Origin of the sequence: Pseudomonas sp. B707, assembly GCF_022496685.1 — a bacterium.
Taxonomy (GTDB): Bacteria; Pseudomonadota; Gammaproteobacteria; order Pseudomonadales; family Pseudomonadaceae; genus Aquipseudomonas; species Aquipseudomonas paraglycinae.
In genome coordinates, this window is record NZ_WTVE01000032.1 from 162,978 (window position 1) to 183,931 (window position 20,954).

Annotated in this window: 18 protein-coding genes; 9 read left to right on the forward strand and 9 right to left on the reverse strand. The window is 62.4% G+C overall.

Annotated elements, in window-relative coordinates; all coding sequences use genetic code 11:
• Positions 1 to 33: 33 nt before the first annotated feature.
• Together GQX66_RS21895 and GQX66_RS21900 are read left to right on the forward strand one after the other, a co-directional pair.
• A complete protein-coding gene (locus GQX66_RS21895) occupies positions 34 to 1,227 on the forward strand; it encodes a DUF3142 domain-containing protein (protein ID WP_129972459.1) in 1,194 nt (397 codons plus the stop codon).
• Positions 1,214 to 3,352: a hypothetical protein gene (locus tag GQX66_RS21900; protein WP_085747985.1), complete on the forward strand. Its 2,139-nt coding sequence runs from the start codon at positions 1,214 to 1,216 to the stop codon at positions 3,350 to 3,352. Before GQX66_RS21895 ends, GQX66_RS21900 begins: the two co-directional genes overlap by 14 nt.
• Here GQX66_RS21900 and GQX66_RS21905 read toward each other — a convergent pair.
• Positions 3,349 to 3,978, reverse strand: coding sequence for a LysE family translocator (locus GQX66_RS21905; RefSeq protein WP_085747984.1), 630 nt, complete (start codon positions 3,976 to 3,978; stop codon positions 3,349 to 3,351). The two genes, GQX66_RS21900 and GQX66_RS21905, sit on opposite strands and share 4 nt — an antisense overlap.
• A gap of 144 nt (positions 3,979 to 4,122) precedes the next feature.
• On the opposite strand from GQX66_RS21905, the gene GQX66_RS21910 reads away from it, so the two are divergent.
• Positions 4,123 to 4,596 carry an Lrp/AsnC family transcriptional regulator gene (locus GQX66_RS21910; protein WP_085747983.1) on the forward strand — a complete coding sequence of 158 codons (474 nt, stop codon included), beginning with the start codon at positions 4,123 to 4,125 and terminating at the stop codon, positions 4,594 to 4,596.
• Positions 4,597 to 4,633: 37 nt separating this feature from the next.
• On the opposite strand, the gene lpdA is transcribed toward GQX66_RS21910, so the two are convergent.
• Positions 4,634 to 6,034: a dihydrolipoyl dehydrogenase gene (gene lpdA / locus GQX66_RS21915; RefSeq protein WP_240871363.1), complete on the reverse strand. Its 1,401-nt coding sequence runs from the start codon at positions 6,032 to 6,034 to the stop codon at positions 4,634 to 4,636.
• Positions 6,035 to 6,244: 210 nt separating this feature from the next.
• On the opposite strand from lpdA, the gene GQX66_RS21920 reads away from it, so the two are divergent.
• From GQX66_RS21920 to cfaB, 5 genes are all read left to right on the forward strand, one after another.
• Positions 6,245 to 8,191 (forward strand): protease modulator HflK, encoded by a 1,947-nt coding sequence (locus GQX66_RS21920; protein ID WP_240871365.1) that lies wholly within the window; start codon positions 6,245 to 6,247, stop codon positions 8,189 to 8,191.
• Entirely contained in the window at positions 8,188 to 9,234 is a 1,047-nt protein-coding gene (locus GQX66_RS21925) for a protease modulator HflC (RefSeq protein ID WP_045121726.1), read from the forward strand. Before GQX66_RS21920 ends, GQX66_RS21925 begins: the two co-directional genes overlap by 4 nt.
• The gene (locus tag GQX66_RS21930) at positions 9,231 to 10,289 is read left to right on the forward strand and encodes a protease modulator HflK (RefSeq protein WP_240871368.1); all 1,059 of its coding nucleotides are present in this window, start codon (positions 9,231 to 9,233) and stop codon (positions 10,287 to 10,289) included. Before GQX66_RS21925 ends, GQX66_RS21930 begins: the two co-directional genes overlap by 4 nt.
• Complete coding sequence (locus tag GQX66_RS21935; RefSeq protein ID WP_240871370.1) at positions 10,286 to 12,193, forward strand: heavy metal translocating P-type ATPase; 1,908 nt, start codon at positions 10,286 to 10,288, stop codon at positions 12,191 to 12,193. Before GQX66_RS21930 ends, GQX66_RS21935 begins: the two co-directional genes overlap by 4 nt.
• Positions 12,194 to 12,370: 177 nt before the next feature.
• Positions 12,371 to 13,558: a C17 cyclopropane fatty acid synthase CfaB gene (gene cfaB / locus GQX66_RS21940; protein ID WP_039765033.1), complete on the forward strand. Its 1,188-nt coding sequence runs from the start codon at positions 12,371 to 12,373 to the stop codon at positions 13,556 to 13,558.
• Between the two features lie 2 nt (positions 13,559 to 13,560).
• Here cfaB and cls read toward each other — a convergent pair whose 3' ends face one another.
• Positions 13,561 to 15,000 (reverse strand): cardiolipin synthase, encoded by a 1,440-nt coding sequence (gene cls / locus GQX66_RS21945; RefSeq protein WP_240871373.1) that lies wholly within the window; start codon positions 14,998 to 15,000, stop codon positions 13,561 to 13,563.
• Between the two features lie 146 nt (positions 15,001 to 15,146).
• On the opposite strand from cls, the gene GQX66_RS21950 reads away from it, so the two are divergent.
• Positions 15,147 to 15,665 carry a DUF3617 domain-containing protein gene (locus GQX66_RS21950; protein WP_007954220.1) on the forward strand — a complete coding sequence of 173 codons (519 nt, stop codon included), beginning with the start codon at positions 15,147 to 15,149 and terminating at the stop codon, positions 15,663 to 15,665.
• Positions 15,666 to 15,710: 45 nt separating this feature from the next.
• Here the strand turns inward: GQX66_RS21950 and GQX66_RS21955 are convergent, their stop codons facing one another.
• Genes GQX66_RS21955 through folE2 form a run of 6 tightly spaced genes read right to left on the reverse strand, consistent with a single transcriptional unit; the run spans position 15,711 to position 20,923 of the window.
• Positions 15,711 to 17,048, reverse strand: coding sequence for a dihydroorotase (locus tag GQX66_RS21955; protein ID WP_240871375.1), 1,338 nt, complete (start codon positions 17,046 to 17,048; stop codon positions 15,711 to 15,713).
• Positions 17,049 to 17,051: 3 nt separating this feature from the next.
• Complete coding sequence (locus tag GQX66_RS21960; RefSeq protein WP_240871376.1) at positions 17,052 to 17,612, reverse strand: carbonate dehydratase; 561 nt, start codon at positions 17,610 to 17,612, stop codon at positions 17,052 to 17,054.
• Entirely contained in the window at positions 17,609 to 18,484 is an 876-nt protein-coding gene (locus GQX66_RS21965; protein ID WP_240871378.1) for a metal ABC transporter substrate-binding protein, read from the reverse strand. Before GQX66_RS21965 ends, GQX66_RS21960 begins: the two co-directional genes overlap by 4 nt.
• An 11-nt stretch (positions 18,485 to 18,495) precedes the next feature.
• Entirely contained in the window at positions 18,496 to 19,362 is an 867-nt protein-coding gene (locus GQX66_RS21970) for a metal ABC transporter permease (RefSeq protein ID WP_129972453.1), read from the reverse strand.
• Positions 19,362 to 20,030: an ATP-binding cassette domain-containing protein gene (locus tag GQX66_RS21975; RefSeq protein ID WP_102687935.1), complete on the reverse strand. Its 669-nt coding sequence runs from the start codon at positions 20,028 to 20,030 to the stop codon at positions 19,362 to 19,364. Before GQX66_RS21975 ends, GQX66_RS21970 begins: the two co-directional genes overlap by 1 nt.
• The gene (folE2, locus tag GQX66_RS21980; protein WP_240871382.1) at positions 20,027 to 20,923 is read right to left on the reverse strand and encodes a GTP cyclohydrolase FolE2; all 897 of its coding nucleotides are present in this window, start codon (positions 20,921 to 20,923) and stop codon (positions 20,027 to 20,029) included. The genes GQX66_RS21975 and folE2 overlap by 4 nt, the downstream gene beginning before the upstream one ends.
• Between the last annotated feature and the right edge of the window lie 31 nt (positions 20,924 to 20,954).

Consider the following 20,954-nt stretch of genomic DNA (forward strand, 5'->3'; position numbering starts at 1 on the left):
CTTGCAGCTTGATGTCTCAGGGATCTGCAAGGTATGCGCTTTATCATCGGGTGGTTGGCCCTGGTGGCTGTGTTGTTGCTGTGTGCTTGTGAACGACAGGACGCGGTGCCGCTCGATCAGCAGCTTTACGTCTGGCAACGGCAATGGACGCCAGCCCATGAACGTGCCTTGAACGACAGTCGCAACGACTTTTCGACGTTGCGGGTATTGGCGTTGCAGGCTTTCCCGAATGACGGCTGGAGTCTCGCACGCGTCGATTTCGCGCTGCTGAAACACGATGCGCGGCCGTTGATTGCGGTGATTCGCCTCGACGGCCAGCTCAAGGCGCTCGATACGCAAGCGGTCACGGCGCAAATCCTTCAAGTGCTCGCTGACTGGCAAGGCCAGGGGCTGAACCTGAGCGGCGTCGAGATCGATCATGACGCCGGCAATGCCCGACTGCCTGCTTACACTGAATTTCTCACTCAGTTGCGCGGCGCATTGCCGGCCAATCTGCCCCTGAGCATCACCGCGTTGCCCGCCTGGCTCGACAGCCCGCAATTGCCGGCGCTGCTGGCGACCGTCGACAGCAGCGTGTTGCAGGTGCATGCCGTCAGCGATCCGCGTCGCGGTCTGTTCGATCCCGAGCTGGCCCAGCGCTGGGCCAAGGCCTGGGGGCGGGTGACCGACAAACCGTTTTATCTGGCACTGCCGGCCTATGGCGTGGCGTTGTTGGCGGCTGCCGACGGCGCCCCGGTGGTGGAAAGCGAAGTGCCGCTCGAGCGCGGTGGCCAGCGACGCGAATTGCTCGCCGATCCGCAACAACTGGGCCGGCTGGCCAATGAGTTACGCGAGGATCGCCCGGCGCATCTGGCCGGTCTGATCTGGTTTCGGCTGCCGTTGGCCAACGACCGCAGAGCCTGGAGCCTGAGCACGTTGCGTGCGGTCGCCCGAGGCGATGCATTGAGCAGCCAGCTCGGACTGACGTTCACCGAACAGAACGGCCTGCAAGACATCGCCCTGCGTAACGTCGGTAACCTCGACAGCGCCTGGCCCGCCCGCATCACCATCAAGGCCCGGGGCTGCGAAGGTGCCGATGCGCTCGCCGGTTATGCGTTGCAACAGACGGCGGATCTGCTTACCTTCACCCGCCTGCGCGACGGCCGATTGCCGGCGAACGGGCAGCGTGCGATCGGTTGGGCACGCTGCGCAAATATTGATCAAGGAGGTTCGCATGTTGACCCGTAACTGGCCGCGCCATCTGCTTTGCCTGAGCCTCAGCCTGCCGCTGGGCTCGGCGCTGGCCTGCGGCCCGGATTTCCCGATGCGTCTGCTCGACGATCGCGGGCAATCGCTGGCGGAGCTGCCGGAGGGCAACTTCAGGTTCGAGATCAGTCGCCTCGGCAAAACCATCGCCGGGCTGAAGAACGTCACCGCCGCCACCCACAATCCGGATGACATCTACGCCGAGGCTCCAGAACCCGCCGAGGTGCGCGACAAGGCCGAGCAGATCGGCCTGACGCCTGATCAGCAAGCGCTGGTCAAACAACTGCGCGGCCTGACCGATGCGCATCAGGTCGACGTGCAGGGCGCGAGCCTGCCGGCGGAACTGCGTCTGTATGTGGCGGGCGCGGTGGCGTTCGGCGCCGGTGACCATCAACTGGCGGTCGAGTATTTCCGTCAGTTGCTGGCGCTGCCGGCCGATCAGCGGGCGTTACGCAGCACCTGGGCTGCCTATTCTCTGGGCCGGGCGTACTTTGCCATGAGCAGCGAATCGGGCGATGCGCTTGAAGCCTGGGAAAACGCTATCGACGCGTTCCGCCAGACGCGGCAACTGAGCATCGACGGCTTCAGCGATCCGCTGGAACTGGGCGTGGCCAGCCTTGGCGAAGAGGCGCGGGCGTTGCGCATGGCGGGTGACTGGAACAACGCCATCAAGCTGTATGCCGCGCAAAACCTGCACGGCTCGAACGTCGGGTATACCTCGCTAAAGCAGTTGATGAACGAACTGGCCGAGGAGCCCGAAGATCGGTTGGCGAAATTGCTGCGCCGCGAAGCGGTGCAGCAACTGGTGACCGCCTCGCTGATCAGCCGGATCGGCTGGTCGTTCGGTGATGAGCCGCCGAACGAGAAGAAGCTGGTCAAGGCCCTGCAAGCGAGCACCCGCGGCAGCCTCGATAACGCTGATCGTCTGGCGGCGATGAATTATCAACAGGGCGATTACGCCAGCGCCAAGGCGTTCCTCGAACACGCTGGCGACAGCGGCCTGGCGTGGTGGCTGCGGGCGAAACTGGCGGTGCGCGATGGCGACAGGAACGCGGCGGCTGCGGCTTATGCGAAAGCCGCGCAAGCGTTCCCGCAGGACGAATCCTGGGGCGAGCGGCGCACTGCCGACTGGAATCTCGAAAGCGTGCAGCCCAAATGCCGGGTCGAGGGTGAAAGCGCCATTCTGGCGCTGCAACGTGGCGAGTACCTGCAGGCCTTCGATCAGTTGTATCGCAGCCAGCACATTTACTGGTTCGACGCCGCGACCGTGGCCGAGCGCGTGCTGACGGTCGAGGAGTTGAAAAACTATGTCGATACCAACGTCCCGGCGCCGCCTGCGTTGAGCCAGCAGGATCGCGACAATTACGTGCCGCTGCCGGTGGCCGCCAGTCTGCGTAATCTGCTGGGGCGGCGTTTGTTGCGTGAGGGGCACTACGAAGAAGCGGTTGGCTATTTCGACAGCGCGGATCTGCAGAACAAGGCGCGGCTCTATGGTGAGCAACGCCTCAAAGCCGATTCGGCATGGTGGCCAACCAAACGTGCCAGCGCACTGTTCAATGCTGCGTGGACAGCCCGTGAGTGGGGCATGGACATACTGGGCTACGAAATGGCCCCGGATTACGCGACCTTTGGTGGCAACTTCAGTCTGGAAAACGCCGAGCTGAAAGTCGGACCGCTGGTGAGCGAGGCCGAAGTCCAACGTCAGAAGGCCAGTGAAGCGCAGCCGGATGAGCGCTATCACTATCGGTTTGTTGCCACGGCGCTGGCCAGCCGTGCGGCGGATAATCTGCCGCACACCAGTCAGGCGTTTGCCGCTGTGTTGTGCTCGGCGGCCGGTTTCAATAGCAGCCTGCAAGAGCAAAGCGCGCTGTATCAGCGATATGTGAAAGAAGGTCCGTACATGGGCTGGGGTGGCTATTTCGGCCAGCAATGCCCTTATCCGGATTTCGCCAGCGCCGACAAACGCTACGTCACCCAGGTTGTCGATGCTGTACGGGGAGTGTTGCGACCCTACAAGCGTGCAGTACAGATCGGCACCATTGTCGGGTTAACCGTGATTGTGCTGGTGATCATTACCCGCCGTCAGCGCAAGTCTCGCAAAGCCTAAGCCTGCTGGACGAACGTCAGGCGCACCGCAAAGCCGATCAACAGGCTGCCGAACAGCCACTGTTGCACCCGTTGGGCCGTCGGGCTGTGTTTCAGCCAGCGGCCCAGCGCGGCGCCGGTCAGGGCGTAGGCGCTGTCGAACAGCAGGCCGGCGCCCACCAGCATCGCGCCGAGCAGCGCAAACTGCGTCAGCACCGGTGCGCCATTTGCCACGATGAACTGCGGCAGCAACACCGAGCAGAACAGCAACGCTTTCGGGTTGAGCAGGTTGGTCAACAGGCCGCGACGGATGGCGGCGTAGCACTGCGCATGACTGTCCGTGATGGTGCCGGCGTTCAGATCCGGCAGCAGCGTGGTGCGCAGGCACTGAATGCCGATCCACAGCAAGTACGCCGCCCCGGCGATCCGCACGGCATCGAACGTCCACGGCGCCGCCTTGAACAGCGCCGCCAGCCCCAACGCCGCGAGCGCTACATGACAGCCTCGGGCGATGGCCAGACCCACCGCCGTGGCCAGCGCTGCACCGCGCCCCTGGCGAGCGCCGGTCTGCAGCAGCAGGATCATGTCCGGGCCGGGCAACAGAAAGACCACTGCCAGCGCCAGGAAAAACAGCCAGAGACTCGCCATGTCGCACCCCTTTCGTTGTCGATTCGGTCGCCTCAGTCTAGGGCCGAAAGGCAGGGCAGGTGGTTGCGTAGTCAGCTTCTAAAGGCCGCTGAATTGGCATAATCTGCGCTCTTTCACCGCCTAAACCATCAGGATCTGCCAACCATGAAACTGGATGCCTTTGATCGCAAGATTCTCGCCGCGCTGCAAAGGGACGGGCGCTTGAGCAATGTGCAGTTGGCCGACGAGATCGGTCTGTCGGCATCGCCGTGTCTGCGCCGGGTGCGGATGCTCGAAGAGGCTGGGGTGATTCGCGGTTATCAGGCCAATCTGGATCGCGATGAAGTGGGGTTGGGTCTGACGGTGTTTGTCGGGGTCAAGGTCGAGCGGCACAACGACGAACAAGCCGAGGCGTTCCACCGGGCGGTGACGGCGTTGCCGGAGGTGATTTCAGCGTTTCTGGTGTCCGGGGAGTCGGACTTTCTGCTGCAAGTGGTGGTGCCGGATCTACGCGCCTATGACCGCTTTCTCACCGGTTGCCTGTTGAAGCTGCCGGGGGTAAGCGACATCCGCAGCAATTTTGCGATCCACACGGTAAAGACGCCCGGCGTGTTGCCGCTGGGGCATCTGCCGTCCTGATACTTCCCGCATTGCGCGGGAAGTATTCGCACAGTGCTTACATCTGCGTCGCCATCCCCTCGACATTCATTGCTGCCTGACGAAGCGCTTCGGAGCGGGTTGGATGCGGGTGACAGGTCAGCGCGATGTCCTCGGCCGAGGCGCTGAACTCCATGGCCACGCAGAATTCGCCGATCATTTCGCTGACGCTCGGGCCGACCAGGTGCACACCGAGGACTTCGTCGGTGCGCTCGTCAGCGATGACTTTGGCAAAACCTTCGGTCTCGTGATTGATCTTCGCCCGGCTGTTGGCGGTGAACGGGAATTTGCCGACCTTGTACGCCCGGCCTTCGGCTTTCAGCTGCTCTTCGGTCTTGCCGACGCTGGCCAGCTCTGGCCGGGTGTAGATCACGTTGGGAATCAGGTCGTAATTGACCTCGCCGGCCTTGCCGACGATCTGTTCGATGCAGGCCATGGCTTCGTCTTCGGCCTTGTGCGCGAGCATCGGCCCGGACGTGACGTCGCCGATCACCCACACGCCGGGCGCCTCGGTGCGATGCTGTTTGTTGGCGAGCATGCCGCGTTTGTCGGTGCTCAGGCCGACGTTTTCCAGGCCCAGGCCTTGGGTGTACGGACGACGTCCGATGGCCACCAGTACGTAATCGGCTTCAAGGATTTCTGCGCTGCCGCCAGCGGCGGGTTCGACGCTGAGCTGTACGCCAGAGGCCGAGGAGGTGGCGCTGGTCACTTTCGAGCTCAGCTTGAAGCTGATGCCCTGTTTGCTCAGCGAGCGTTGCAGAGTCTTGCCGGCTTCGCCGTCGACGCCGGGGCAGATGCGGTCGAGGTATTCCACCACCGTCACCTGCGCGCCGAGCCGGCGCCAGACCGAGCCGAGTTCGAGACCGATCACGCCCGCACCGATCACCACCAGATGCTTGGGCACTTCGCTCAAGGACAGCGCACCGGTCGAGTCGAGGATGTGCTTGTTGTCGATCACCACACCGGGCAGGGGAGCGGGCTCGGAGCCGGTGGCGATGACGATGTCTTTTGCGGTGAGCTCGATCCTGCTGCCCTGATCGCCGGTCACGCTGACCTTTCCAGGGCCGTCGATGTGGCCCCAGCCCTTGATCCAGTCGACCTTGTTTTTGCGAAACAGAAACTCGATGCCTTTGGTCAGGCCGCTCACGCTTTCATCTTTCTGCTTCATCATTTGCGCAAGGTTGAGCGTGGGTTTGACCTCGATGCCCAGATTGGCGAACTCCGCGCCCAACGCCGCTTCGTACAGCTCTGACGCATGCAAAAGCGCCTTGGACGGCATGCAGCCGACGTTCAGGCAGGTGCCACCCAGCGTGGCGCGGCCCTCGACGCACGCGGCCTTGAGGCCCAGCTGGCCGGCGCGGATGGCTGCGTTATAACCGCCGGGGCCACCGCCCAGAATCACCACGTCATAGTTGCTCATGCTTTTACTCCTGGCTGAAGGATGCGGATCGGTAAAAGTAGTTGGTGCTTAAAATTACGAACGTAATATGTGCGTTTCCAGACATTTCGGTCAAGGCTTCAGGCAAGCGACAGGTTGCCCATCTTTGAATGATGCAAATGAGTACAAATATTTCACGACTTTCGTTATATCGTAACGATATGTGCAGTGAGCCAAAGAGTTTGGGGGGATATGCAAGTCGATCTGGATGAAGGCACGCCGGTGACCGGGTTGCCGCGCTTTCAGCAAGCGGCGACGCAGGGCCGGCGTTTGCGTCGCCTGGCGATCGGTCTGGGCGCGCTGGCCGGGGCAGGGTGGGTGCTGGCATTTTTTGTCGGGCTGTTTGCGCCGCAATCGCTGTGGCCCGCGTTGCTGGTCAATCAGAGCGCGGCGTTGCTGGTGCTGGTCGCCGGGCTGCAATCGGCATGGTGGGTGACGCAATGGCGGGCGTGGGTGATCAATCCCGTGGTGCCGGTGACGGTTGCTGAAGAACCTGCGCCGGATGGCTGGTACGAGCGGCTGCTGGATCGGATGAGCCAGCGCAGTCTGCATCTGCTCGGGCAGATCGGTGCGGCCACGTTGTGGCTTGGCGGGTGGTCGTTGCTGGTGCTGCTGAGCCTCGAGCAGACGTGGAATCTGACGCTGCCGGCGGCGGGTGTGGGGTTGTCCGCCACGGTCGGCGCGGCTATCGCGTTGCTCTTGGCGTTCGGTCTGCTGGTGCTGGAGCGGCAACTGGCGCAGGAAAACCCGGCGCAATGGCCCGAGGCCGGAGCGCTGGCGCAGCTGACGCGAGTTGCAATCATCAGTCTGGTGCTGGGCGCGTTGTGCCTGTTGTTCGCCAGTGACAGTGCGATCTGGCCGGTGCGTCTGGCAGTGTTGATCGGCATTCTGCCGGGGCTGGTTGCCTTGGAATTGCTGCTGCGTGCACTGCTGTCGTTGTTCAGCCCGCGCCGCGAACAACTCGAACCGGTGCTGCTGGCCCGTAGTTTCGTCGCCGATCTGCTGCGTTGGCCGCCACAACCGTTGCTTGCGTTGCAGCATGAGTTGCATAACCGCTTCGGCATCGATCTGCGTCAGATCTGGGCCTTCAGTTACATGCGCCGCGCGTTCTTGCCGGTGTTGGTACTGGTAGCAACGGTGGGCTGGTTGCTCACCGGCCTTCACGAAATTCCGATGCAAAGCCGTGCCATTTACGAGCGTTTCGGTAAACCGGTGCAGGTGTTCGGGCCGGGGCTGCATGCGGGTTTGCCTTGGCCGTTGGGGCGTGTGCTGAATGTCGAGAACGGCGTGGTCCATGAATTGGCGACCAGCGTCGGCGAGAACCCGGCACCCGTGCAGTTGGACCCGGCAGAAGGTCCGGCGCCACTGACAGCCAACCGTTTGTGGGACGCCAGTCACGTCAATGACAAGTCCCAGGTTATCGCCAGCAGCCGGGGCGATCAGCAGAGCTTTCAAATCGTCAACATGGACGTGCGCTTCGTCTATCGCATCGGCCTGAGCGATCAAGCCGCACTGGCCGCCACCTACAACAGCGCCGATGTGCCGACGCTGATCCGCAGCACCGCCAGCCGGATTCTGGTGCATGACTTTGCCTCGCGCACACTCGATGGTTTGCTTGGCGAGGACAGGACCGGACTCGCCGAAGAAATCGGCCGCGCCGTGCAAAGCGATCTGCAGAAACTCGACAGCGGCGTGGAAATTCTCGCCACAGTGGTCGAAGCGATACACCCGCCGGCCGGTGCGGCCAATGCCTATCACAGCGTGCAAGCGGCGCAGATCGGCGCTCAGGCGTTGATCTCTCGCGAGCGCGGCGCCGCTGCCGAAGCGAGTAACCAGGCGCAGTTGCAGGCCAGCCTCGCTCGGGATCAGGCCAGTGCCAACGCCCATGAAATCAATGCCACCGCTCGGGCGGCGGATCTGAAGTTCACCGCCGAACAAAAGGCCTACGCCAGCGCCGGCCAGGCCTTCGTGCTGGAGCAATACTTCAGCCAACTCAGCCAGGGTTTGAGCAAAGCCAAACTGTTGGTACTCGACCATCGCCTGGGCGGCAGCAGTAACGCACCGACCATCGACCTGCGTACGTTCACGCTGCCGGCAGATCCGGCGCGCACCACCGCTCAGCCAGGAGCCACCCATTGAGCCAGTCGCACACTCACGATCACCATGACCACAGCGGCCACGATCATGCTCATGGCGGCGGTCATCACCATCACGGGCATCATCACCATCACCACGGTGCGCCGGAAGAGGCGGGGCCTTTCCCCTGGAAACGTATGGGCTGGGCGGCGTTGCTGGTGGCGTTCGCCATCGCGGCGGCGAGCCTGGTGCAAGTGCGCTCCGGTGAAGCCACGGTCATCACCCGTTTCGGCAATCCGTCCCGCGTGTTGCTGGAGCCGGGTCTGAGCTGGCGCTGGCCGGCACCGTTCGAAGCGGCGATTCCGGTGGATCTGCGTTTGCGCACGACCTCCAGCGGCTTGCAGGATGTCGGCACCCGCGACGGTTTGCGCATCATCGTTCAGGCGTACGTGGCCTGGCAGGTGCAGGGCGATCCCGACAACGTGCAGCGCTTCATGCGCGCCGTGCAGAATCAGCCGGACGAAGCGGCGCGGCAGATTCGCACGTTTGTCGGCTCGGCACTGGAAACCACGGCCAGCAGTTTTGATCTGGCCAATCTGGTGAATACCGATGCCAGCCAGGTTCGCATCGCCGATTTTGAAGCGCAGCTGCGTCAGCAAATTGATCAGCAACTGCTCGCGACTTACGGCGTGCGGGTGGTGCAGGTGGGCATCGAACGTCTGACATTGCCATCGGTGACCCTCACTGCAACGGTTGACCGGATGCGCGCCGAGCGCGAAACCATCGCCACCGAGCGCACGGCCATCGGCAAGCGAGAGGCAGCGCAAATCCGCTCCGCCGCCGAACGCGATGCGCGCATCGTGCAAGCCGATGCCACGGTGAAAGCTGCCGATATCGAAGCCCAATCGCGGGTGGAAGCGGCGCAGATTTACGGACGTGCTTACGCCGGTTCGCCGCAGCTGTACAACTTGCTGCGCTCGCTGGATACCCTCGGCACCATCGTTTCGCCGGACACCAAACTGATCCTGCGCACCGACGCCGCGCCGTTCCGGGTGTTGGTCGACGGTCCGCCCAATCTCGACAGCAAGAGCGGATCGCAGCCATGAATGAAGTTCCACGTGGAACACATTCGCTGAACAGTCCGTGGATTCAAGCGGGACGTCTGGCGTTTTTCGCTCTGTATGCGGTGACAGTGCTCGCGGCATTGGCCTGGGCGTTTTCCAATGTCCGGCAGATTGACCCGCAAAACCGCGCGGTGGTTTTGCATTTCGGAGCGCTGGACCGCATTCAGAATGCCGGGTTGTTGTTGGCGTGGCCGCAGCCGTTCGAACAGGTGGTTTTGTTGCCGGCGGCGGATCGGGTGATCGAGCGCAGAGTGGAAAACTTGCTGCGCAGCGATCAGGCCCTGCAGGCGGATCGCGTGGCAACCTTCGCCACGCCGCTGAGTGATGCGCTCGCCGGTTCCGGTTATCTGCTCACCGGTGACGCCGGTGTTGTGCAGCTGGATGTGCGGGTGTTCTACAAGGTCACCGATCCTTATGACTTTGTGCTGCAAGGCGAGCACGTGCTGCCGGCGCTGGATCGAGTGGTGACCCGCAGCGCAGTGGCGCTGACGGCCGCGCGGGACCTGGACACGATTCTGGTCGCACGACCAGAGCTGATCGGCGCTGACAATCAGGCCGCCGAACGTCGCGAACGACTGCGCGGCGATCTGGTGCAAGGCATCAACCGCCGCCTCGCCGAGTTGAAGGCGAGCGGTCAGGGCATCGGCATCGAAGTAGCACGGGTCGATGTGCAATCGAGTCTGCCGGAGCCGGCGGTGAGCGCGTTTAACGCGGTCCTCACCGCCAGCCAGCAAGCCGACAAAGCGGTCGCCAATGCCCGCACCGAAGCCGAGAAACTCACCCAGTCCGCCAACGAGCAAGCCGACCGCACGCTGCAAGTCGCCCACGCCCAGGCCGGTGAGCGCCTGGCTAAAGCCTCCGCCGACACGGCGACAGTGTTAAGCCTGGCCAAGGCGCAACAGCAGGGCACCGACCCGCAAATGCTGCTGCGTCTGTACCGCGAGCGGATGCCGAAGATTCTCGGTCAGGCCGGCTCGGTCACCACGATCGACCCGAAAGACGATTCCCGCCTGATCATTCAGGGAGCCAGTAAATGACTGCCACCACCTCAGCTCCGAGCCTGTTGTCTTCGGCCGAACAACGCCGCGCCGCCCGCCAGTTGACCCTGGCGATGCTCGCCCTTGGCTTGCTCGGTCTGGGGCTGATCTGGCGCGGGGTGATGCCCGAGCAAACCGGCGTCAGTCAGCTGTTGCTCGGATTCGCTTCTTTATTAGTCGCGGTGCCGGTGATGCGTTCGGCGTGGTTCAGCCTGCGTTATCCGAGCCTGCACGGCATCACCGATCAGTTGATCGCTTTGGCGATGATCGGGGCCTGGGCTACGGGCGATCTGCTCACGGCGGCGCTGTTGCCGATCATCATGATCTTCGGCCACGTGCTGGAAGAACGCAGTGTGATCGGTTCCCAGGAAGCGATTCATGCCCTCGGCCAATTGACCCGCAGCCACGCGCGCAAGGTGCAGGCGGACGGCTCGATCATCGAAGTCGACAACGGCACGCTCAAGGCCGGCGACAAAGTCGAAGTGCGCGCCGGGGATCGAGTGCCGGCGGACGGTCGGGTTTTATCCGGCCAGGCCAGCCTCGATACGGCGTCGATCACCGGTGAGTCGGTGCCGGTCGAGGCGGGCGTCGGCATGGCGGTATTCGGCGGTGCGATCAACCTCGACGGGCTGCTGCGAATCGAAGTGACTCGCACCGGGGATGAGTCCACCCTCGGCAAAGTCATCGCGCTGATGCAGAACGCCGAACGCTCCAAACCACCGATCACCCGGTTGCTCGAACGTTATGCCGGCAGCTACATGGTGCTGGTGTTGCTGCTCGCGGCGGTGACCTGGTTTATCACCAACGATGCGCAGGCGATGCTCGCGGTGCTGGTGGCAGCATGCCCATGCGCGCTGGTGTTGTCGGCACCTGCCACGGCGATTGCCGGGGTGGCGGTGGCGGCGCGGCACGGGATTCTGATTCGCAGTTCGGCATTCCTTGAGGAGCTGGCCGATCTCACTTCGCTGGTCGTCGACAAGACCGGCACCCTGACGTACGGCACGCTGCGCTTGCAATCGATCAACAGCCTGCGAGCAGATCACGGGTCGGTGATGGCGCTGGCTGCAAGCCTGGGTGCGGCTAGCAGCCATCCGGTCAGCCGCGCGCTGGCCGGACTGGTCAGCGCAGAAGAGGCGCTGGTGCTGACCGATATTCATGAGCGGCAGGGGCTGGGCGTAGTGGCCAAAACCGCGCAAGGCGACGCCGCACTCGGGCGTCCGGAGCTGTTTGCGCAGTTGGGCATCCCGACCACCGCCATCCCCGAACACGATGGCCCGATTGCCGGGCTGGCACTGAACGGCGAATTCCTTGCCTGGCTGTTGCTGGCCGACACCGTCAAACCGGAAGCGCGATTTGCGTTGAGCGAACTGCGTGATCTCGGGTTGGGGCGGCAACTGCTGTTGACCGGTGACCGGCAAAGCGTCGCGCAGACACTGGCCAAGGATGTCGGCCTGCACGAAGTCGAAGCCCAGGCGTTGCCCGAAGACAAGCTCAATCGAGTGCTCAAGGAAATCGACAACGGCTTCCGGCCGATGGTGGTCGGCGACGGGATCAACGATTCGCTGGCGCTAAAGGCCGGCGTCGTCGGTGTTGCGATGGGAGCGGGTGGCGCGGACATTGCGCTGGCCTCCGCCGACATCGTGCTGATCGGCAGCGACCTGCGTCGGCTCGGTACCTGCGTGCGTCTGAGCCGCCAGTGCCGACGGACCTTGCAGGTGAACGTGATCATCGGCCTGGGCTGGACGCTGGCCATTGTGGTGTTCGCGGCCTTCGGCTGGCTCGGTGCGGCGGGGGCGATGATCGCTGCATTGCTGCACAACCTGAGCACTTTGCTGGTGCTGGGTAATGCTGGCCGCCTGCTGCGTTTTCAGGAACCACTGCTGAAGCTCAAAGCGTCGGACTGATCAATTTTCGAACTGTGCGCCGGTCTCGCAGTCATTTGAGAAGGCGCACTGAACCAGGGATGACAGCGCGATGACAGCCTCTGAGGCTGATAGTCGGCGACTATCAAATCGATAGCCTGCTAATTTTCAAGGATGGTCTACCCTCAGATCAGACGTCTGAAACCAGGGGGATATTCCATGCTCGCGCAACTTCCACCGGCCTTACAGAATCTGCAGCTTCCGCTACGCCTGCGACTCTGGGACGGCCATGAATTCAATCTGGGCCCGACGCCCAGTGTCACCATCGTGGTCAAGGACCCGTTGATGGTGTCCCAGTTGACTCATCCAAGTCTCGACGCGCTGGGGGCGGCGTTCGTCGAGGGCAAACTCGAACTGGAAGGCTCGATCAGCGAGGTCATCCGGGTGTGCGATGAGTTGAGCACGGCGCTGCTCGACGAGGACGAAGACAGTCAGCCGGTGCGCACCGTGCATGACAAGGAAACCGACGCCAAAGCCATCTCCTATCACTACGACCTGTCCAACGCGTTCTACCAGCTGTGGCTGGACAGCGACATGGCGTATTCCTGCGCGTATTTCGAAACCGGCAGCGAATCCCTGGAGCAAGCCCAGCAAGCCAAGTTCCGGCACCTGTGCCGCAAGCTGCGCCTGCAGCCCGGGGACTATCTGCTGGACGTTGGTTGTGGCTGGGGCGGACTGGCGCGGTATGCCGCCCGTGAGTTCGGCGCCAAGGTCTTCGGTATCACCCTGAGCAAAGAGCAACTGGCCCTGGCCCGCGAGCGAGTGAAAGCCGAAGGTCTGGAAGACCAGATCGAACTGCAACTGCTCGACTACCGCGATCTGCCCCAGGATGGGCGCTTCGACAAAGTGGTCAGCGTCGGCATGTTCGAGCACGTCGGCCACGCCAATCTGGCCGAATACTGCAAAACCCTGTTCGGCGCGGTGAAAGAGGGCGGTCTGGTGATGAACCACGGCATCACCGCCAAGCACACCGATGGCCGCCCTGTTGGGCGCGGCGCCGGGGATTTCATCGAGAAATATGTGTTCCCCAACGGCGAGCTGCCGCACCTGGCGATGATCTCGGCCGAGATCAGCGAAGCGGGTCTGGAAATCGTCGACGTCGAGAGTCTGCGCCTGCACTACGCTCGTACTCTGGACCACTGGAGCGAACGGCTGGAGGACAACCTCGAAGCCGCCGCGAAACTGGTGCCGGACCAGGCGCTGCGTATCTGGCGTCTGTACCTGGCGGGCTGCGCTTATGCGTTCGCTCGCGGCTGGATCAATCTGCACCAGATCCTCGCCGTGAAGGCCCATGCCGACGGCAGCCATGAACTGCCGTGGACGAGGGACGACATCTACCACCCTTGAATCTAGAGAATCGGTGAAATCAGCCGGGCGATCCGCATGCCGACCTGTTGCAGGCGGTGGATCTCCCGGCTTTCTTCTTTGGCGACTTCATAGGCTTGGGCGAAGTCATCGTTGAGCATCTGTTCCACACTGGCGGCGAACTCGCTGTCGACGGTCAGCAGCATCACTTCGAAATTCAGCCGGAACGAACGGTTGTCCAGATTGGCGCTGCCGATGGCGCTGATTTCGCTGTCGATCAACACCACCTTCTGATGCAGGAACCCTGGTTCGTAGCGGAATACCCGCACGCCGGCGCGTACCGCTTCGAACGCATAAAGGCTGGAGGCGGCGTAGACGATGCGGTGGTCGGGACGCGAAGGCAGCAGCAGGCGCACATCGACCCCGCGCAGCACCGCGAGGCGTAATGCTGCGAACACGGCTTCGTCGGGAATGAAGTAGGGGCTGGTGATCCACACGCGCTCGGTGGCGGCGTGGATGGCTTCGACGAAGAACAGCGAGCAGGTTTCGTAAGCATCCGCCGGGCCACTGGCGAGCAATTGGCAAAGCACGCCGTCCTCCGGGTACGTGTCCGGCAGGATCAGCGGCGGCAATGACCTCGCGGCCCAGAACCAGTCTTCGGCAAATGATTCCTGCATGCACGCCACCACCGGGCCGCGCACCTGGACGTGAGTGTCGCGCCACGGCGCCAGCGGTGGTTTTTCACCCATGTACTCGTCGCCGACGTTATGCCCGCCGACAAACCCGATCAGCCCGTCGACCACCACGATCTTGCGGTGGTTGCGGAAATTCACCTGGAACCGATTGAGCCAGCCGCTGCGGGTGGCGAACGCCTTGACCTCGACGCCGCCGTCGCGCAGCGCCTGCACGTAGCTGTGGGGCAGGGCGTGGCTGCCGATGCGGTCGTAGAGCAAATGAATCACCACGCCTTCGGCCGCTTTCTTCAGCAGCAGGTCACGCAGGCGTTGACCGAGACGATCGTCGTGAATGATGAAAAACTGGATCAGCACCGCTTCCCGCGCCTGGTCGATTGCGTGGAAAATCGCCTCGAAGGTGGCCGCGCCGTTGATCAGCAATCGCACTTCATTGTTCGCCAGGCACGGCATGCGTCCCAGCTTCGGCATCGCGCGCAACGAGTCATAGGCATTCGAGGCGCGGGCGGTCAGGGCTTCTTCCACCCACGGGCGCCAGTTGAGTTCGGAAATCGCCTGGCGCATCTGTTCGTTGGCCTGGCGGCGGGCCTTGATGTAGCCATCGAAGGTGCTGCGGCCGAACACCAGATACGGGATGAGGGTGAGGTAGGGAATGAAGATCAGCGATAACGCCCAGGCGATCGAGCCTTGGGCGGTGCGTACGGTCAATACGGCATGGATCGCGGCGATCGAGCCGAGGGTGTGTATCAGGGCGATCAGATAACCGAAAATGTGCGGTCCGAAATAATCCATGGGGCAACCTTGCTCCTGAAGATTCAATGCTTAACAGACCATGTTCCATGGCGATTGTCGCTATTTGTTTTCACGCCGCCAGCGCCCGCCATGAACCGAAACAGGCGGCCGGCGTCTAACGGCCACTACTGATCAGGAGTTTTTCAATGAACGTTCGTCTGCTGGGTTTGGCGCTGGGCCTGGGTTTGGCCTTGCCGGTGGTTGCTCAGGCGCAAATGCTGCAGCCGGGGTTGTGGGAAATGACGTCGAGCAATGTGAAGGTCGATGATCAGGTGATGGATGTGCAGTCGATCCTCGGCCAGATTCAGGGCCAGATCACCCCGCAGCAACGGGCGGAACTGGAGAAGCAGGGGATCAACATCGGTGGCAAGGGCATCCGCGCCTGCCTGACGCCGCAGCAGGTGGCGACCAACGATATTCCGCTGGCGGACCCGCAGTCGGGCTGCAAACAGCAGATCACCGAGCGTGTCGGCAACCAGTGGAAATTCCGCTTCAGTTGCCCGAAAGCCCAGGGCACTGGCGTCGCGACGTTCCTCAGTGACCGTGAGTTCACCACCGTCGCCAATGGCACCTTCAATGCCATCGGGATCAACCAGAAGGGCAGTCTGGAAACCCGGGCAGTCTGGCTGGGTCAGGATTGCGGCACGGTCAAACCGCGAGCGTAACGTCACCATCGAAACCGCCTCCACATCGAGTGGAGGCGGTTTTTTTCAGCGCATGAACCGCAGCGGCAATCCCTGGCAGTTGTCATGGATCCGATGGTCATGCCACGCGATCTGCCCAGACACCATCGTCGTGCTGACCCGATGCCGAAAGCTGCGCTGAGCGAAGGGCGTCCAGCCGCATTGCGACAGAACCGGCTGACGTGACACCGCGACACCCTTGGGCTCCGGTAGAATCAACACCAGATCCGCCCAATATCCCTCACGCAAATAACCGCGATCCGGAATGGCAAACAGATCCGCCACCCGGTGGCTGGTCTTGGCCACCAGCGTGGTGATCGGCAACACGCCATCCGCCACCAGTTCCAATAACGCCGGCAGCGCGTGTTGCACCAGTGGCAGTCCTGACGGTGCCTGTTCATACGCTTGCTGTTTTTCCGCCCAGGTGTGCGGCGCGTGATCGCTGCCGATCACGTCCAGTCGATTGCTCAGCAGCGCCTGGCGCAGGGCGTCACGATCGCTCTGGGACTTGATCGCCGGATTGCATTTGATCAGGTTGCCGAGGTTCGGATAGTCACGGTCATCGAACAGTAAATGGTGCAGGCAGACTTCGGCGGTGATGCGTTTTTGCGTCAGCGGTTTGTCTTCGAACAGGGCCAGCTCGCGCGCCGTGGTCAGGTGCAGGACGTGCAGACGAGTGCCGTGACGTCTGGCCAGATCCACCGCCAGCGACGATGAGCGAAAGCAGGTGTCGGCATTGCGGATCTGCGCATGGGCGTCGGGTGGCAGTTGGTTGCCGAAGCGTTCGCGAAGGTTTGCGGCATTCGTTTCGATGCTCGGCGTGTGTTCACAGTGGGCCAGCAGAATCGTCGGCACTTCCGCGAACAGACGCTCGAGGGTGTTGGGGTCGTCCACCAGCATGTTGCCGGTGGACGCGCCCATGAACACTTTGACCCCGGCCACCTCGCTCGGATTCAGCGCTGCGACCGTGTCCAGATTGTCGTGACTGACGCCAAAGTGAAAACCGTAGTTGGCCACCGAGTTGATCGCTGCCCGGCGCTTTTTGTCGGCCAGCGCGTCAAGGGTCAGGGTGGCAGGGTTGGTGTTCGGCATGTCCATGAAACTGGTGATGCCCCCGGCCACGGCTGCACGGGATTCGGTGTGGATACTGCCCTTGGCCGGCGCACCCGGCTCACGGAAATGCACCTGGTCGTCAATCATTCCCGGCAGCAGCCATTGGCCGGTGGCGTCGATTTCACGGGTCGCGTTTTCACCTTCGATGCTGCCGGCGATCTTGACGATGCGCCCGTTGCTGACCAACAGATCGGCGTCGAACTCACGCCCCTCGTTCACCAGCCGCGCATTGCGAATCAGCACACTGCTCATGGTTCAGAACTCGTTCTGCAGGGCTTTGTAGCCGCGCACCAGGTCGACGTTGGTACGCGCCACGTCTTCGGAAAACTCCGAAGCGCTGACGCTCACCGGCGGGAATTGCGAGAGGTCGGTGCCCGGGCCGATGCGTGTCGTGGAGGGCACGTAGAACGCGTCCGGCAGATCCCGGCCGTCGACCACCGAGTTGTGCCGCACCACGCAACCGTTGCCGACCGCGCAGTTGAACAGAACGCTGTTGAAACCGATGAACACCCGGTCGCCGACCGTGCACGGACCGTGCACGATCGAGCGGTGGGCGATGGAGCTGAATTCGCCGATGGTCACCGCCGCGCCGGATTTGGAGTGGATCACCACGCCGTCCTGGATGTTCGAATTGGCGCCGATGATGATCGGTTCCATCTCGCCCGTGGCGTCCACTTCATCAGCGCGGATCACCGCGTACGGGCCGACGAACACGTTTTCGCCGATCACCACTTTGCCGCAGATGATCGCGGTTTTATCGACGTAAGCAGACTCGGCAATCTGCGGCAAATCACCTGAAGGATTTTTACGGATCATGGTTGGCTCAGGGCTTGGTAAAGAGTGTTGAGGTTGTATTCGAACAGCCCGGTGAAGGTGCTGGCCGGGCCACTGGCGGCGAGGGCGTCGGAGTACAGCGTGCCGCCGATGTGTGCGCCGCTTTCGTCGGCAATCTGTTTCAGCAGGCGCGCGTCCTTGATGTTTTCCATGAACACCGCTTTGACCTTGGCCTGGCGAATCTGGGTGATCAGCGCGGCGACTTCGGCAGCGGAGGGTTCGCGTTCGGTGGACAGACCTTGTGGCGCCATGAAGTCGATGCCGTAGGCCTGACCGAGATAACCGAAGGCGTCGTGGCTGGTAACGATCTTGCGGTTGCCCGGCGGCAGTGAACCGAGCTTGGCTTTCGCTTGGGCGAGGAGGGCGTAGATCCGTTTCAGGTAGGCCTGGCTGTTACGCTCGTAGTCGGCTTTGTTTGCCGGGTCGGCGGCGATCAGCGCCTTGGTGATATTGGCGACGTACAGCTCGGCGTTCGCCAGGTTGTGCCAGGCGTGTGGGTCGGGGACTGTTTCGCCGTCCTCATCCAGCGAGCGCGGAATCACGCCGCGACTGGCGCTGATCACCGGGGCTCTGGTGTCGGTGCTGGCGACCAGCCGATCCAGCCAGGGTTCGAAACCCAACCCGTTTTTGATGATCAGCTTTGCCTTGAGCAGTGCCTTGGCGTCATCCGGCGTCGGTTCGTAAGTGTGGGCATCGGCGTCAGGGCCGACCATGTTGGTGATCTGGATATGCTCGCCGCCGACCTGATGCACCATGTCGGCAAGGATGCTGAAACTGGTGACCACCGGCAGTTTTTCCGCCGCCGATAACGACATCGACAGCATCAGGCTGAACAGCACGAGTAGAACGCGCATCGGAAAACACCTCATTGGGATGTGAGCAAAGGCGGGCGGCGCAACAGACCGTGAACCGGTCCGAACACCACGGACAACAGGTAACCGCCACCGGCGACCAGCACGATGGCCGGGCCGCTGGGCAGCGAGTAGTAGAACGACAGCAACAGGCCGAGCCATACCGATGCGCAACCGATGAGCGCGGCGATGGCAATCAGGATCGGCAGGCGTCGGCTCCAGAAGCGTGAAGCGGCGGCGGGCAGCATCATCAGTCCGACCACCATCAAGGCCCCGATGGCCTGGAAACCGATCACCAGATTGAGCACCACCAGCGTGAGGAACACGCCGTGGGCGACGGGGCCAAGCCGGCTGACCGTGCGCAGGAAAAACGGATCGAGCGTGTCGAGCAGCAACGGTTTATAGATCAGTGCCATGGCCATCAGGCTGAGCGCCGATACCCACAACATGCCGTGGAGGGTCGGGCCGTCCACCGCCAGTGCGGAGCCGAACAGCAGGTGCAGCAAATCGAGTCGCTTGCCGGCGATTCCCAGAATCAGCACGCCGCTGGCCAGCGAGATGGGATAGATGGCTGCGAGGCTGGCGTCTTCGCGCAGGCCGGTGCGTCGGGTGATCCACGCGGCGAGTCCGGCCATGCTCAGACCGGCACCGAGTCCACCGAGGGTCAGCGCCGGCAGACTCAACCCGGCGAACCAGAACCCCAACGCGGCGCCGGGGAGGATGCCGTGGGCAACGGCGTCACCAATCAGGCTCATTCGGCGCAGGATCAGAAACACGCCCAGTGGTGCCGTGCTGCACGCCAGGACCAGACCGCCGAGCAGGGCCCGGCGCATGAAAACGAACTCGTGGAACGGTTGCCATAAATGGCTCAGCGTGAGCATCAGGCCACCTGCGTGTGAGGTGTTTGCTGGATAAGGTCGACGCTGCTGCCGAATGCGCAGCCGCTCGGTTTGATCAGCAAGGTCTGTGGAATGTGTTGGCGCACGGCGGCAAGGTCATGGCAAACCACGACCAGGGTTCTTCCTTGTTCGTGCCAGGCGTGCAGGTGTTGCCACAACAGTGTCTGTCCCATTTCGTCGAGCGCGGCATGGGGTTCGTCAAGCAGCAGCAACGGTGTGTCGGCCAGACTCAATCGGGCGAGCAGGGCGCGTTGCAGTTCCCCGCCGGAGAGGGCCATCAGGGGGCGATGTTCCAGTCCGCTCAGGTGCCAGTCTTCCAGTGCGGATTCGAGACGTTGGGCTCTCAGTTGCGAGGACAGTCGACGTCCCCAGAAACCGGCGGCCACCAACTCTTGAAGACTGATCGGGAACTGTCGATCCAGATGCTGTTGCTGAGGCAGGAAGGACAAACCGCTTTGGCGTGGAACACCCAACTCGACCTTGCCGGCCAGCGGTCGCTGTAGACCGGCGATGACTTTAAGCAGGCTGCTTTTGCCGCTGCCGTTGACGCCGATGATTGCCGTCAGGCTGCCGCTTTCCAACCTCAGGTTGAGCGGTGCAGTGAGCGGTTGGCCGGGTATTCCCCAGCTCAGGTTGTGGCAGCGAATCATGGCTGCTCCCGGCGCCAATGACTCTCGGCGACGGCGTCGTGAGCATGAAGGCTTTCGGCGTGGATGACTCGTACGTGGAATTCGCTGACACCGGGTGAGCGGCGCAGTGCCAGGTTCAGGCGTCGGGCGGCGTCTTCGCAGAACATCAGGTTCTGGCCATTGGCGAGGGCGAAGGCTTGTTCGTCGGCGCGTTTCACAGCGGTTTGCACGGCGGTGCCGAGGGCTGCTTCGGCGTCGTTGATGATGGATGTCAGCGGTAGTTCGTCGACGAATTCATCCAGGTGCAAATGTAGCTGGGCGGTACTGCGCTGGCTGTGAGGTGTGGCCACGATGCCTTGGGTCGAGCCTAACCACGCCAACACATCGGCGTGTTGCAGTGGTTTGTTGGCAAAGTCGTCGACAAATTGTTGCTGGATCAACTGCCTCGCCAATGCTGCGGAACAGGGGCAAGTTGAGGAATACGCGACGTCGATTTTCAGTTCCACGTGGAACACTTTGTTTTTTAGCTGGGCTGAAACGGTGACGGGATAGGTTTTCCACCCCGCCAAAGGGCTGACCAATGCCGACCTTCTCAGCAACAAATCAGTTTGGATATTCAGATAAGCGGTTTCGGACAGATCTTCGTGGCTGTCGAGGAAACGCTTTAGGACCTGGCGTAAAACAGCAGGAGAAAGGTTCTGCTGCTCCAGCGCTTCCAGCCCAAGATAGAGCCGTGACATGTGAATGCCGCGAGCGTCTCCATCATCCAGGCTGACGCCTGCATCCGCTTTGGCAGTCAAGCGTTGGCCTTCGATAAACACAGGTAATGCGATGCCGCACATCCCCACCCATTCGAGAGGCAGGGCCTGGCGGGCGGCTTGAGCCGCGACATCCGGCAAAGTCAGCGCGTTCATGAGCAGTTCCATCATGGTGATTGAATTTGAT